Below are 14,094 nucleotides of genomic sequence, written 5' to 3'. Positions count from 1 at the left end.
CCTCGTTCTTCCCTGATCTTCTTTTGTCTCGGGCTAGTGCCCATCGAACACCTCTATCGGGTAGGTGTTGCGACGATCGGTTGAATACGGCCAGCGCCCCAGTGACGCCGTGACCCAGTGACGCTGGCACGCAGCGCCCCAGTGACGCCGTGACCCAGTGACGCTGGCACGCAGTGCCCCCTCGGAGCACCGAGTCCCGCGGCAGCGCCGGGGAACCCGGGGGCCGACACGCCCGCGACGGCCAGTGGATGTTCAGCGTCAGTGGATAGAATTCGACCAGGGAACGGCCGCGTGTCGCAAGGGCGGCACCATCATCACGGAGGTGCAGTGACGCATAACCAGAAACCCCAGGGCGACCGGTCGGGACAGGACGCTCGAACGGATCCAGCGTCACGCCTGAAGGGTTCCTCTGTCGCCGCGGCCTCACTGACCCCGGCGGAGGATCGGCGCTGGGCGACGCTGTCTCACTTCGGCGCGCTCATCGGCTGCTTCCCCGCACTCGCGATCTACCTGGTCTACCGCGACCGTGGCCCCTTCACGGCCCAGGAGTCCAAGGAGGCGCTGAACTTCACGTTGCCGCTGACCGCCGTGATGTTGGCCTGCTACATCCTGGCCCTGATCCCCGCCATCGGCTGGATCTTCGGTCTGCTGGCGGTGCTGATTTGGATCACGATGACCATCTCCGGCCTGGTCGCCGGCATCCAGTGCAATAAGGGCCGCCCCTACCGGTACCCGCTGAATCTTCGGCTGATCCACTGAGGATCTTCGGCTGATCCACTGAGCATCTTCGGCTGACCCACTGAGCATCTTCGGCTGACCCACTGAAGATCATCGGCTGATCCGCCGGGAATCCGGCTGCGGGCTCCCGACCCTTCAGGCTCGACTCAGGGTGCCAGTCGCCGGGTCACCGCATCGGCCAGCAGCCGTCCGCGCAGGGTGAGCACCGCCCGCCCCTGAGGATGCGCATTGCTCGGCTGGGCGGGGTCTTCCTCGATCAGCCCGTCATGCACCAGGGCCTGGACGCTCTTGCGCGAGATCTTCTCACCCTGGCTGCGGCGCAGCTCCGGCAGCGCATTGAACCCGGCGACGTCGAGCCCGTCGGCCAGACGCAACCGCAGCATCAGGTGCTCCAGGGTCTTGTCCGCGTCCGCGAGCAGCTCCCGGCCGTGGCCAGGGGTGGCGCCGCCGGAGAGCCGCTGGGCGTAGGCCGCCGGGTGCTTCACGTTCCACCAGCGCAGTCCCGCCATATGCGAGTGTGCGCCGGGGCCGGCGCCCCACCAGTCGGAGTCCAGCCAGTAGTTCAGGTTGTGTTCTGAGCGGGTGGCCTCGCTGGTGGAGAAGTTGGAGACCTCGTACCAGGTCAGCCCGGCGGCTCCGAGCACCTGATCGGTGAGCAGGTACTTATCGGCCTGGTCATCGGGGTCGATGTCGGGCAGCACGCCGCGCTTGATCTTCGCGGCCATGGCGGTGCCCTCCTCGATGATCAGCGAGTAGGCCGAGATGTGGTCCGGCGCCAGCGCCACCGCGTGCTCCAGGCTGGTGCGCCAGTCCTCGAGGCTCTCCCCCGGAGTCCCGGAGATCAGGTCCAGGCTGACCTGCAGGCCTGCGGCGCGAGCGGCGTGGACCGCGCGCTCGACATTGGCCGGGTCATGGGTGCGGTCCAGGGTGCTGAGCACATGCGGCACGGCGGACTGCATGCCGAGGCTCAGCCGGGTGAACCCGGCCTCGGCGAGGACCTGCGCGGTGGCGTCGGTGATCGTGTCGGGGTTCGCCTCGGTGGTGATCTCGGCGTCCGGGCGGAAGCCGAAGAGCTCCCGGGCCCGGGTGAGGATCCGGGCGAGCTCCTCCGGCGGGAGCAGCGTCGGGGTGCCGCCGCCGAAGAACACCGTGGAGAAGGGGCGCTCCGGGGCGCCCATCGCGTCGAGCACCTGACGGGCGAAGACCAGTTCGGAGATCAGCGTGTCCGGGTAGGACACCTGGGACGCCCCGGGGCCGAGGTCCTCGGCGGTGTAGGTGTTGAAGTCGCAGTAGCCGCAGCGCACGCTGCAGAACGGGATGTGGACGTAGAGGCCGAAGGGCGCCTCGGCGCGGGCGGGAAGCGCCTGCGCCACGGCTGCGGGAAAGCCGCCGTCGGCAGGGACCGGGTCGCCGAGGGGAAGGGTGGAGGGCAAGGCCTACTTCTTCCCGGCCTTCTCCTTGCCGGCGTCCTCGTCCGAGGACAGCGCGGCGATGAAGGCCTCCTGCGGGACCTCCACGGTGCCGACCATCTTCATCCGCTTCTTGCCCTCCTTCTGCTTCTCCAGCAGCTTGCGCTTGCGGCTGATGTCACCGCCGTAGCACTTGGAGAGCACGTCCTTGCGGATCGCGCGGATGTTCTCCCGCGCGATGATCCGGGAGCCGATGGCGGCCTGGATCGGGACCTCGAACTGCTGGCGCGGGATCAGCTCCTTGAGCCTGGAGGCCATCTTGACCCCGTAGGCGTAGGCGGAGTCGCGGTGGGTGATCGCGGAGAACGCGTCCACCTGGTCGCCCTGGAGCAGGATGTCGACCTTGACCAGGTCGGCGGCCTGCTGGCCGACGCCCTGCCAGTTCAGCGAGGCGTAACCCTTGGTGCGGGACTTCAGCTGGTCGAAGAAGTCGAAGACGATCTCGGCCAGCGGCATCTTGTAGCGGATCTCCACGCGCTCGGCGGAGAGGTAGTCCATGCCTTCCATGGTGCCGCGCCGGGACTGGCAGAGCTCCATGACCGGGCCGATGAACTCGGCCGGGACGATGACCGTGGCGTCCACGACCGGCTCACGGATCTCGGTGACCTTGCCCTCGGGGAACTCCGAGGGGTTGGTCACGCGGTGGATCTCGCCGTCCTCGGCGGTGACCTCGTAGACCACGTTGGGGGCGGTGGAGATCAGGTCGAGGTTGTACTCGCTCTCCAGGCGTTCCCGGGTGATCTCCAGGTGCAGCAGGCCCAGGAAGCCCACGCGGAAGCCGAAGCCCAGCGCGGTGGAGGTCTCGGGCTCGAAGTTCAGTGCGGCGTCGTTGAGCTGCAGCTTCTCCAGCGCCTCGCGCAGCACCGGGAAGTCAGAGCCGTCGAGCGGGAAGAGTCCGGAGAAGACCATCGGGGCCGGGTCGTCGTAGCCGCCGATAATCTCCGCGGCGGGGCGGTTCTGTGAGGTCACGGTGTCGCCGACCTTGGAGAGCCGGACGTCCTTGACCCCGGTGATCAGGTAGCCGACCTCGCCGACGCCGAGGCCCTTGGTGGCCTCGGGCTCCGGTGAGGAGACCCCGATCTCGAGCAGCTCGTGGGTGGCGCCGGTGGACATCATCTTGATCTTCTCGCGGTGTCCGAGCTTGCCGTCGACCACGCGCACGAAGGTCACCACGCCGCGATAGGTGTCATAGACGGAGTCGAAGATCATCGCGCGGGCCGGAGCCTCGGCGTCGCCCTCGGGGGCGGGGATCTCGGCGACGATCTTGTCCAGCAGCTCCTCGACGCCGTCGCCGGTCTTGCCGGAGACGCGCAGCACGTCCTCGGGCTCGCAGCCGATCAGGTAGGCGATCTCCTCGGCGTACTTCTCCGGCTGGGCCGAAGGCAGGTCGATCTTGTTCAGCACCGGGATGATCTTGAGGTCGTGCTCCATGGCCAGGTACAGGTTCGCCAGGGTCTGCGCCTCGATGCCCTGGGCGGCGTCGACCAGGAGCAGGGCGCCCTCGCAGGCGGCCAGCGAGCGGGAGACCTCGTAGGAGAAGTCCACGTGGCCGGGGGTGTCGATCATGTGGAAGGCGTAGGTCTGGCCGTCGAGCTCCCAGGGCATGCGCACCGCCTGGGACTTGATGGTGATGCCGCGGTCGCGCTCGATGGCCATCCGGTCCAGGTACTGGGCCTTCATGTTGCGGGCCTGCACCACCCCGGTCAGCTGCAGCATCCGGTCTGCAAGCGTGGACTTGCCGTGGTCGATGTGCGCAATGATGCAGAAGTTCCGGATGACACTGGGGTCAGTGGCGGCGGGCACCTGCGAGCTGCGGGCCTTCGGTGACACGGTGGTGGGGGTCCTTTGCTTCGTCGAGACGCCGGGCATGGTGCTGCACCTGGCTCTTCATTGTTCCATGACTGCTGCAATCATGACTGCAGTGATGCGGGGCTGCGCGGTCAGGTCTTACACGAACGGGGCCCCGCGCAGCGCGCAGGGCCCCGTTGCTCGCTCGCGAGGTGAGCGGACGTTCTAGAGAGTCAAGCTCACAGAGCGTTGACGGTGGCGGCCAGACCGGACTTGCGGTTGGCGGCGTTGTTCTTGTGCAGAACACCCTTGGAGACGGCCTTGTCCAGCTTGCGGGCTGCCTCGCGGTTCGCTGCGATCGCTGCGTCCTTATCGCCGGCGGCAACTGCGTTGCGGACCTTCTTGATGGCGGTCCGCAGCTGGGACTTGACGCCCTGGTTGCGCTGGCGCGCCTTCTCGTTGGTGAGAATGCGCTTCTTCTGAGACTTGATGTTTGCCACGAGTTGTCTTTCTGTCTGAGGTCACTGGTCGTGAGGATACGTCCCTGTCGGCCGGCAGCAGACAAACTTCAGTGGCGTGGGGTTGCCATAGCGATTGCGCAGCCCATTTGAGGTAGAGGGCCCAGGACTGCGCGAGACTTGCTGCCGCAGGGTTTTGGGGCTCTTTCGAACCCCAGACACTGCCTATAGACGATAGCAGAGAAGCCGCACTCCAGCCACCGAGCCGGCCCGGGTCCGGGTCGATCTGCAGCGCGCTCCGGCGCCGGGTCAGGCACCGGGTCCGGGACCGGGTCGGGCGCGGTCTCAGGCTCAGCGGCCCACCGAGGAGGCGATGGCCGTGATGGCGCGCTCCACCGCGTATTCAGGGGTCCGGGAGGCGCCCTTGGCCTCGGCGTCGGCGCGGGCGATCGCCTCGATGGCCTCGGCCGCGCGCAGCGGGTGCCAGCGCCGGGCGGTCTCGGCCACCTGCTGCAGCTGCCAGGGTGCCGCACCGAGGGTGGAGGCCAGTGAGGCGGGGCTGCCGCGGTGATCCACCAGAGCCGCGATGTGCCGGCCCTTCCTCGCCAGTGCGGCGGTCACGGCTATGGGTGAGACGCCGGTGGCGATGGCGTGGCGGTAGAGCCGGGTGGCGGCCTCTCGGCGACCCTCGAAGGCGGCGTCGGCCACCTTGAACGCAGAGGCCTCGACCCGGCCTCCGTGGTAGCGGTCCACGTGTTCCTCCGTGATGTCCCCGGAGACGTCGGCCATGAGCTGCTGGCAGGCTCCGCCGAGGTCCGAGAGCGTGGAGCCGGCCGCGGCGACCAGGGCGCGGGCGCCGTCGGCGTGGATCTCGCGTCCTGCGGCGCGGAACTCGCGCCGGACGAAGTCGAGCTTCTCGTTGTCGTTTCGGGCCCCGGCACAGTCCACGACGACGGCGCGCTTGGTCAGCGCGTCCAGCAGCTTCTTGCCCCGGTTGCCACCGCTGTGCCGCAGCACCAGGGTCACGTCCTCGGGCTTCTCCTCGAGGTAGGCCAGGGCATCGGTGAGGAAGTTGTCGTTCATCGCGGCGAGGTCCTCGGCCAGGACCAGGCGCGCCTCGCCGAAGAGCGAGGGTGAGGTGACGGTGAACAGCTCCCCCGGGGCGGCGGCGGAGACGTCGAGCCGGGTGAACTCGAGGTCAGGGTGCTGCGTCCGCAGCGCCTGCTTGATCGTGTCCAGCGCGCGGCTGGCGAGGTAGTCCTCGGCGCCCTTGAGCAGGATCAGCGGAGCGGGCGTGACGCTGCGGAAGTCCGGCCCCTCGGCCGCCTTCGCGCCGCGTCCCGCGCCGCCGCTGCGCTGTGTTCCGGTCCGTGAGGACCCGGTCCGCTGAGAAGCCATGGGGCTCATCCTAGCGGCCCGGATCCCCCGGCGGGCAGGTCAGCTCAGGGCAGCTGCAGCTCGGCGCTGAAGTGGCGCTTCGCCTTGCGCGGGTTCCACCCGGTGAAGCGCACGGTCTTGGGTCCTTGAGGCTGCGCGGCGAAGGCCACGGTGCCGGGCAGGGTCACCGGCGCCTCGAAGCGGATCCACCAGCGGTGCCCGGCACCCTCGGGCTCCCGGCCCTCGAGCATCCGCCCGGCGGAGTACATGCCGTGCACGATCGCGGCGGGCATGCCCAGCGTCTTCGCGGCCAGCTGGGAGACGTGGATCGGGTTGTAGTCCCCCGACACCGCGGCGTAGGCCCGGCCCGCGTCCGCGCCCAGCCGCCAGGAGGCGGTCTTGACCGGTGGGACGAAGGACTCGCGGTCCTCCGAGCGGACCGCTGCGGAGGATCCGACCTGTTCAGCCCCGGAGGCCTGGGAGATCGAAGCCTGGGAGTTCTCCGTGCCGAGCTGGGCGCCCTTGCTCAGATAGGTCGAGACCGAGCGCCAGAGCACCGAAGCCTCGCCCGAGCCCGCGTGCCCGGCAGCCGCTGGGGTGGTCGTCGTCGAATCGGCCGCAGTCACATCCACCGTCGCCGGGTCGGCCCCGGCCTCGAGCACGGTGACCGTGATGTCGACCTGGGTGCCCCGGCGGTGCGGGCGCAGGTTCTCCGCCGCCACCAGGATCTGCACCGGCTGACCCACCCGGACCGGGCGCCGGTGTTCGACCTCGTTGGCCACGTGGACCAGTCCGATCAGCGGCAGCGGGAAGTCGTCCTGGCTCATCAGGGCCATCTGCACCGGGAACCCGATGATGTGGACCAGCACCGAGGGCAGCGCGGTGCGGTGGGCCCCGTCGAAGGCCTCCCCACCGAAGAGCCGACGGTAGCTCTCGGCCTGCTCGGCGCTGACCCCGGGGTGCTTTGCCAGCAGGGTCCTCTCCGGCAGGCTGCGGGCCCCGGTCCCGGGACGCAGCTTCGAGCGCGCGGCACCCAGGGCGGCACGGCCATAGAGGCTGCTCAGCGAGGGCATCTCGATCTCGGTGATCCTGGATTCGTTGCGCAGGGATTCAGTCCTCACAGGTTCGGTCCTCACAGCTTCGGTGCTCATGGGTCAGGCCCCCACGAGGTTCTGTCCGCAGACCCGCAGGGTCAGCCCCGAGGTGCCCCCGGCCTGCGGCGAGGCCAGGAACGCGATCGTCTCGGCCACGTCCACCGGAAGTCCGCCCTGGTTCAGCGAATTCAGCCGTCGGGCCACCTCCCGGGTGGCGAACGGGATCTTCGCGGTCATCTCGGTCTCGATGAATCCCGGGGCGACGGCGTTGATGGTGCCGTGCCGGGCGGCGAGCTGGGCGGCGGTCGCGGAGACCATGCCCATCACTCCCGCCTTGGAGGCGGCGTAGTTGGTCTGACCGCGATTGCCGGCGATCCCGGAGGTCGAGGCCAGCGAGATGATCCGCGGTCCCATGGCCCCGCGGGCGTCGGCGTTGAAGAGCTCCGAGGCCAGGAAGGCCCGGTTCATCCGCAGCTGCGACTCGATGTTGACCGCGATGACCGAGTTCCAGCGGGACTCGTCCATATTGGCCAGCAGCTTGTCCCGGGTGATTCCGGCGTTGTGCACCACGATGTCGAGCCGTCCGTGATGCTGCTTGGCGTGGGCGAGGATCCGCTCCCCCGCCTCGGGCGCGGTGATGTCCAGCTGCAGCGCGGTGCCGGAGACCTCGTTGGCGACTCCGGCCAGCTGTTCGCCGGCGGCCGGGATGTCGACCAGGATCAGGGCGGCCCCGTCGCGGTGCAGCACCCGGGCGATGGCGGCGCCGATCCCGCGGGCGGCACCGGTGACCACCGCGACCTGGCCCTGCAGCGGCCGGTCCCAGTTCCCCGGCAGCGCCCCGTTGACGCTGTCCACCGAGATGAACTGGCCCGAGACGAAGGCCGAGCGTCCGGAGAGCAGGAAGCGCAGCGCCCCGGCCACGCCGGGCGCGGAGGGGTCCAGCTCCTCGGCGAGCACGATGCCGTTGGCGGTGCCGCCGGCGCGCATCTCATGCGCGGTGGAGCGGGTCAGGCCCTGGACCGCACTGCGGGCCGCGCGCACGGCGGGATCAGCGGTGCCCAGCGGGTCCCGCGAGACGGTGATGACCCGGCCGGAGGGCTTGAGCTGCTTGAGCAGCATCCCGATCTCCAGCACGGTGCTGCTCAGGGCCGCGGGGCTGGAGGCGGAGTCGAAGCAGGCGACGACGCCGGCCACCTTCTCCTTGGGCCCGACGTGCCGGCGCACATCGAGGCCCCAGCTGAGCAGCCGGTCCGCGAGCGCCGAGGCGGCCTCGGAGCTGCCCAGCACGACCACTGGACCCTCGATGAGCGGGCGTCCTGGTCGGTGCCGGCGCAGCTTCGCCGGCTGTGGGAGGCCGAGGTTCTTGGTCAGGGCGCGGCCGAAGCCGGTGTTGGCGAATTCGGTGTAGGTGTCTCGAGCCATGGAGCGGTTACCGTCCTTCGATGATCGCGGTGATGCCCTGGCCGCCGGCGGCGCAGACCGAGATGAAGCCGAGCTTGCCGGGCTTGCCGTGCAGCGCCTTGGCCAGTGCGGCCACGATGCGCCCGCCGGTGGCGGCGAAGGGGTGTCCGGCGGCCAGCGAGGAGCCGTTGACGTTGAGCCGGCTGCGATCGATGGTGCCCAGGGCTGAGTCCAGTCCGAGCTTGTTCTTGCAGAACTCCTCGGACTCCCAGGCCTTGATCTGGGCCAGCACCGTGGAGGCGAAGGCCTCGTGGATCTCGAGGTATTCGAAGTCGGAGAAGCTCAGGTTGTTGCGCTTGAGCATCCGGGCCGCGGCGTAGGCCGGAGCCATCAGCAGGCCCTCGGCGCCGTCGACGAAGTCCACGGCGCCTTCCTCGTAGTCGATGAAATTCGCCAGCTTGGGCAGATCGTGCTGATCGGCCCATTCCTCGGAGCCCAGCAGCACCGCGGAGGCGCCGTCGGTCAGCGCGGTGGAGTTCGCCGCGGTCATGGTGGCCTCGGAGCCGAGATCACGGCCGAAGGCTGGGGAGAGCTTGCCCAGCTTCTCCATGGTGGAGTCGGCGCGCATGTTGGTATCGCGGCTGACGCCCTTGAACGGGGTGATCAGGTCGTCGAAGAAGCCGCGGTCATAGGCGCCCGCCAGGTTCTTGTGGCTGGCCAGGGCGAGCTCGTCCTGCTCTTCGCGGGTGATGCCCCAGGCATGGGCGGTGATCGCCATGTGCTCACCCATGGACATGCCGGTGCGCGGCTCGTTGACGCCGGGGGCCTGCGGGGCCAGGTGGCCTGGGCGGATCTTGGCCAGCGCCTTGAGCCGCTGGCTGACCGACTTGGCCCGGTTGGCCTCCATCAGGATCCCGCGCAGCTCGTCGGTGACCACGATCGGGGCGTCGGAGATGGAGTCCACTCCCCCGGCGATGGCCGAGTCGATCTGGCCCAGCTTGATCTTGTTCGCCATCGAACCGATGGCCTCCATGCCCGTGGCGCATGCCATCTGCACGTCGAAGGCCGGGGTCTTGGGGTCCAGCGGGGTGCCCAGCACCGACTCGCGGGTGAGGTTGAAGTTCTTGGAGTGCTTCATCACCGCACCGGCGGCGACGGTGCCGATCTGTTCGCCCTGCAGCCCGAAGCGGGCCACCAGGCCGTTCAGCGTGGAGGTGAGCATGTCCTGGTTGCCTGCGGTGGCGTAGGCGGTGTGGGCCCGGGCGAAGGGGATGCGGTTTCCACCGATGATGACGGCGTCGCGGATGTTCTGTGCACTCATGGAACTGACTCCTGGGTCGAGGGGTGCAGGCACCCGACGGGACGTCCGCTGGGTCAGCGGGTCCGGCAGGTCTTGCATTTGTTACTGGTCAGTATCATAGACTATTTTGTGTGCAGGATCACTGATCAGCCTCGCGCCGCGGAGCAGATCATCCCGCGGGCCTGCCGCTCCATCCCAGTCTGAGGAGACCTCATGTCACACCACCCGGTCACCGACCCGATCGCTCACCCCATCACCGACCCGATCGAGACCCTCGATTCCGCCGACGCGGTCCGTGTGAACAAGCAGGTGATGGAGGATGTGCTGCTCGGACACTGGGCCGAGACCCGGCGTCAGGCCCGTGAGCTGCTCAAGGACTCCGCCTTCCACAAGATCGAGGGGCTCTCCAAGGAGGACCACCGCGAGCGGGTCTTCCAGCAGATGGTCCAGCTCTCCGAGGACGGCGCCGTGCACCGGGCGTTCCCCAAGGAGTTCGGCGGGGCCGACGCCCACGGCGCGAACATCGCCGCCTTCGAGGAGCTGGTCACCGCCGATCCCTCGCTGCAGATCAAGGCCGGCGTGCAGTGGGGCCTCTTCGCCGCGGCAGTGCTGCACCTGGGCTCTGAAGACCATCACCGCCGATTCCTCCCCGCGACCATGGACCTCCGGGCCCCCGGCGCCTTCGCGATGACCGAGTTCGGGCACGGCTCCGACGTGGCCTCCATCGGCACCACCGCGACCTACGATCCGGCCACCGAGGAGTTCATCCTCAACACCCCGTTCCCCGCGGCCACCAAGCGCTACCTCGGCAACGCCGCGAACGACGCCAGGGACGCCGTCGTCTTCGCCCAGCTGATCACCAACGGGGTCAACCACGGGGTGCACTGCCTCTACACCAACATCCGCGGCGAGGACGGCAAGGCGCTGCCCGGGATCACCATCACCGACGAGGGCCAGAAGGGCGGCCTCAACGGGGTGGACAACGGCTGCTTCACCTTCGATCACATCCGGGTCCCGCGGACCAACCTGCTCAACCGCTATGGCGACGTCGCCGCGGACGGCACCTACAGCTCCCCGATCGACTCCCCCGGCCGGCGCTTCTTCACGATGCTGGGCACCCTGGTGCAGGGCCGGGTCTCACTCACCGGCGCCTCGGTGGCAGCCTCGAAGCTCGCGCTGATCGGTGCGGTCACCTACGGCAACCAGCGCCGCCAGTTCAACGCCTCCTCCACCATCGAAGAAGAGGTGCTGCTGGACTACCAGCTGCACCAGCGCCGCCTGCTGCCCCGGCTGGCGACCACCTTCGCCGCGAACTTCGCGCATGAGAACCTCCTGGTCAAGCTCGATGACGTGTTCTCCGGCAAGGACGACTCGGATGAGAACCGGCAGGAGCTGGAGACCCTGGCTGCGGCGATCAAGTCCGTGACCACCTGGCACGCGCTGGACACCCTGCAGGAGGCCCGCGAGGCCTGCGGCGGCGCCGGGTTCATCTCCGAGAACCGGCTGGTCTCGCTGCGCGCGGACCTCGACGTCTATGTCACCTTCGAAGGTGACAACAACGTGCTGCTCCAGCTGGTGGCCAAGCGCCTGCTCAGCGACTACGCCGCAGAGTTCAAGGGCGCCGACTTCGGGGTGCTCTCGCGCTACGTGGCCAACCAGGCGCAGGGCACCGTGATGAACCGCTTCGGGCTGCGCAAGGCCTTCCAATCCGTGCAGGACACCGGAGATGAACGCCGCAGCGCCAACTGGTTCAAGCAGCCCGATGTGCAGCGGGCGCTGCTCACCGACCGGTCCCGGCAGATGGTCATCGACGTGGCCGGCGAGCTGCGCTCGGCCTCGAAGCAGCCGGCGGCGAAGCAGGCGGAGATCTTCAACGAACACCAGTACGAGATCATCAACGCCGCCAAGGCCCACGCGGACCTGCTGCTCTGGGAATCCTTCACCGAGGCCCTGGAGAAGGTCAGCGACCCGGGCACCCGGCAGATCATGACCTGGCTGCGCGACCTCTACGCGCTGACCAAGATCGAAGACACGCTGGACTGGTATCTGCTCCACGGCCGGATCTCCGCCCAGCGCGCCCGCACGCTGAGCCCCTACGTGAACCGGCTGCTGGCGCGGCTGCGCCCGCACGCCCAGGACATCGTGGACTCCTTCGGCTACTCCCCCGAACACGTGCGCATGGAGATCACCTCCGGCTCCGAGCAGCGGCGCCAGGACGAGTCCATGGAGTACTACCGGGCGCTGCGCGCCTCCCCCGAGGCGCCGGTGGATGAGAAGCTGCTCCACGCACGACGGAAATGAGCCTGCCTCGGGACGCCTGATGCGCAGCTGATGGGCGGGGAGATGTCGCAGCTGATGGGCGGCTGGGCGGTGGTCTGCTTGAATAGCAGGATGACTGCTCAGCTGCCCTTTCCCCGTGCCGACGTCGAGAACCTGACCCGCGAGGAGGCCGCCCGGCGCAGCGCGCTGCTCGAGGTCACGCGCTGCCGGGTCGAGGTGGATCTGCGCGGGGCGCCGGCTCCCGGGGCCGCGACCTACCCGGTGCAGACCAGCATCGACTTCTCCTGCGCCGAGGTCGGGGCCAGCACCTTCCTGGATCACCTGGGCGCCTCGGTGGAGTCTGTGGTGCTCAACGGGGAGTCGCTGGATCTGAGCACCCATGTGGGACCGGCGCGGATCCTGCTGCCCCGGCTGCAGGCCGAGAACACCGTGGAGATCCGGTCCACCTCGCGCTACTCCCGCTCCGGGGAAGGCCTGCACCGCTTCGTGGACCCGGTGGACGAGCAGGTCTACCTCTACACCCAGTACGAGCCGGCCGACTCACGCCGGGTGTTCCCGGTCTTCGAACAGCCCGACCTCAAGACCCGGTTCAGCTTCTCGATCATCGGCCCACAGCACTGGCAGCTGCGCTCCAACAGCCCTGCCATCACGCGGATGCCGCTGGAGGGCGCTGAGGCCGAGCGCGCCGCCGGGGCCCGCAGCGCCGCAGCGGAGGACGGCGTCGTCGTCGGCCCGCTGGTCCGGGTGGAGTTCGCCGAGACTCCGCGGATGTCCTCCTACATCACCGCCCTGCTGGCGGGTCCGTACCATCACGTCGATGGCCATTACCGCGGCGGGGTGCCCGGCGGTGAGACCGTGGAGATCCCGCTGAGCGTGCTCTGCCGGGCATCCCTGGCGGAGCACTTCGACGCCGATGCGCTGCTGGAGCTGACCCGGCGCGGCCTGGACTTCTTCCACGCCGAGTTCGCCTACCCCTACCCCTGGGGCAAGTACGACCAGGTCTTCGTCCCGGAGTACAACCTCGGCGCGATGGAGAACCCCGGACTGGTGACCTTCACCGAGAAGTACGTCTTCGACACCGCGGCCACCGACGCCCAGTACGAGACTCGGGCGAACACCTTGATGCATGAGATGGCGCATATGTGGTTCGGCGACCTGGTGACCATGCACTGGTGGGATGACCTGTGGCTGAAGGAGTCCTTCGCCGACTACATGGGGTCCCTGGCGGTGGATGAGGCCACCGACTGGAGCACCTCCTGGATCTCCTTCGCCAACGGGCGCAAGGCCTGGGCGTATGTGCAGGACCAGCTGCCCACCACCCATCCGATCGTCGCGGACATCGGCGACCTCGAGGCCGCGGACCAGAACTTCGACGGGATCACCTACGCCAAGGGCGCCTCGGTGCTCAAGCAGCTCGCCGCCTACGCCGGTCGCGAGGCCTTCCGTGAGGCCGCCCGGCGCTATTTCAGCCGGCATGCCTTCGGCAACGCCTCGCTGGGGGACTTCCTCGCGGTGCTCGAAGAGGTCACCGGAGCCAATATGGACGACTGGGCGCGGGCCTGGCTGCAGACCGCCGGGGTCCCGGTGCTCTCCGCCGAGCTCGACGAGTCCGGCGTGGGTGACGCTCCCGCCCGGGTGCTGGTCCGTGAGCAGGGCATCGACCCAGCCACCGGCGAGTCCGTGTCCCGGCCGCACAAGATCCGGGTCGGGGTGCACGTGCTGGATCCCGCGAGCGAGACCCTGGTGCTGCACGCCGCCCAGGAGCTGTTCCTGGACCCCAACGCACCGGACGGGCTCACCGTGGTGCCGGACCTGAGCGTCCCGCAGGGCACGCCCCGGCTGCTGCTGCCCAACGAGGACGACCTGACCTACGCCAAGCTCAGCCTCGACCCGGAGTCCGTGGCGGCGGTGCTGACCTATCCGATCGCTGATCCGCTGGCGCGCGCCACCGTATGGGCCGCGCTGTGGTCGATGGTGCGCGACGGCGAGCTGCCCGCCCGCCGCTTCCTGGCCGCCGTGCAGCAGCTGGGCCTGGACATCGAGGAGATCGTCGTGGTCCAGGGGCTGCTGCGCCAGTCGCTGGCCGCGCTGGAGCGCTACACCCCGGCCGCGGAGCGGGGCGCGCTGCAGCGTGACCTCGCCGCCAGGCTCGCCGCGGAGCTGACCCGGCGCAGCGGCGGGGACCATCA

Annotated in this window: 10 protein-coding genes; 3 read left to right on the top strand and 7 right to left on the bottom strand. The window is 69.0% G+C overall.

The features are described from left to right. Positions 1-327: 327 nt before the first annotated feature. Entirely contained in the window at positions 328-759 is a 432-nt protein-coding gene (locus tag I2487_RS08660; RefSeq protein WP_207172355.1) for a magnetosome magnetite crystal formation protein family, read from the top strand. Between the two features lie 125 nt (positions 760-884). Here I2487_RS08660 and hemW read toward each other — a convergent pair whose 3' ends face one another. From hemW to I2487_RS08625, 7 genes are all read right to left on the bottom strand, one after another. Beyond that, the gene (hemW, locus tag I2487_RS08655) at positions 885-2,171 is read right to left on the bottom strand and encodes a radical SAM family heme chaperone HemW (RefSeq protein WP_207172356.1); all 1,287 of its coding nucleotides are present in this window, start codon (positions 2,169-2,171) and stop codon (positions 885-887) included. Between the two features lie 3 nt (positions 2,172-2,174). After that, on the bottom strand, positions 2,175-4,076 hold the full coding sequence (lepA, locus tag I2487_RS08650) for a translation elongation factor 4 (RefSeq protein ID WP_218624342.1): 1,902 nt from the start codon (positions 4,074-4,076) through the stop codon (positions 2,175-2,177). Positions 4,077-4,234: 158 nt separating this feature from the next. Then, positions 4,235-4,495: a 30S ribosomal protein S20 gene (gene rpsT / locus I2487_RS08645; protein WP_036475968.1), complete on the bottom strand. Its 261-nt coding sequence runs from the start codon at positions 4,493-4,495 to the stop codon at positions 4,235-4,237. Positions 4,496-4,804: 309 nt separating this feature from the next. After that, on the bottom strand, positions 4,805-5,851 hold the full coding sequence (gene holA, locus I2487_RS08640) for a DNA polymerase III subunit delta (protein WP_345941377.1): 1,047 nt from the start codon (positions 5,849-5,851) through the stop codon (positions 4,805-4,807). Between the two features lie 44 nt (positions 5,852-5,895). Further along, positions 5,896-6,951, bottom strand: coding sequence for a MaoC/PaaZ C-terminal domain-containing protein (locus tag I2487_RS15650; RefSeq protein ID WP_207172362.1), 1,056 nt, complete (start codon positions 6,949-6,951; stop codon positions 5,896-5,898). Positions 6,952-6,984: 33 nt separating this feature from the next. After that, positions 6,985-8,346, bottom strand: coding sequence for a 3-oxoacyl-ACP reductase (locus tag I2487_RS08630; protein ID WP_207172364.1), 1,362 nt, complete (start codon positions 8,344-8,346; stop codon positions 6,985-6,987). Between the two features lie 7 nt (positions 8,347-8,353). Next, entirely contained in the window at positions 8,354-9,646 is a 1,293-nt protein-coding gene (locus tag I2487_RS08625; RefSeq protein WP_207172366.1) for an acetyl-CoA C-acetyltransferase, read from the bottom strand. A gap of 192 nt (positions 9,647-9,838) precedes the next feature. On the opposite strand from I2487_RS08625, the gene I2487_RS08620 reads away from it, so the two are divergent. Together I2487_RS08620 and pepN are read left to right on the top strand one after the other, a co-directional pair. Next, positions 9,839-11,926, top strand: a complete 2,088-nt coding sequence (locus tag I2487_RS08620) for an acyl-CoA dehydrogenase family protein (RefSeq protein WP_207172368.1) — start codon at positions 9,839-9,841, stop codon at positions 11,924-11,926. Positions 11,927-12,016: 90 nt separating this feature from the next. After that, the coding region (gene pepN, locus I2487_RS08615; RefSeq protein ID WP_255546134.1) for an aminopeptidase N at positions 12,017-14,094 on the top strand (2,078 nt) is incomplete at its 3' end.

It is taken from the genome of Nesterenkonia sp. E16_10 (assembly GCF_017347085.1).
In the GTDB taxonomy this organism is placed as follows: Bacteria; Actinomycetota; Actinomycetes; order Actinomycetales; family Micrococcaceae; genus Nesterenkonia.
This window is presented reverse-complemented; position numbering and strand designations above follow the sequence as displayed.

Excerpts from the sequence above, each read along its gene's own strand:
- I2487_RS08620 (WP_207172368.1), top strand. The coding sequence starts at position 9,839 with ATGTCACACCACCCGGTCACCGACCCGATCGCTCACCCCATCACCGAC.
- I2487_RS08625 (WP_207172366.1), bottom strand. The coding sequence starts at position 9,646 with ATGAGTGCACAGAACATCCGCGACGCCGTCATCATCGGTGGAAACCGC.
- I2487_RS08630 (WP_207172364.1), bottom strand. The coding sequence starts at position 8,346 with ATGGCTCGAGACACCTACACCGAATTCGCCAACACCGGCTTCGGCCGC.
- holA (WP_345941377.1), bottom strand. The coding sequence starts at position 5,851 with ATGGCTTCTCAGCGGACCGGGTCCTCACGGACCGGAACACAGCGCAGC.
- lepA (WP_218624342.1), bottom strand. The coding sequence starts at position 4,076 with ATGCCCGGCGTCTCGACGAAGCAAAGGACCCCCACCACCGTGTCACCG.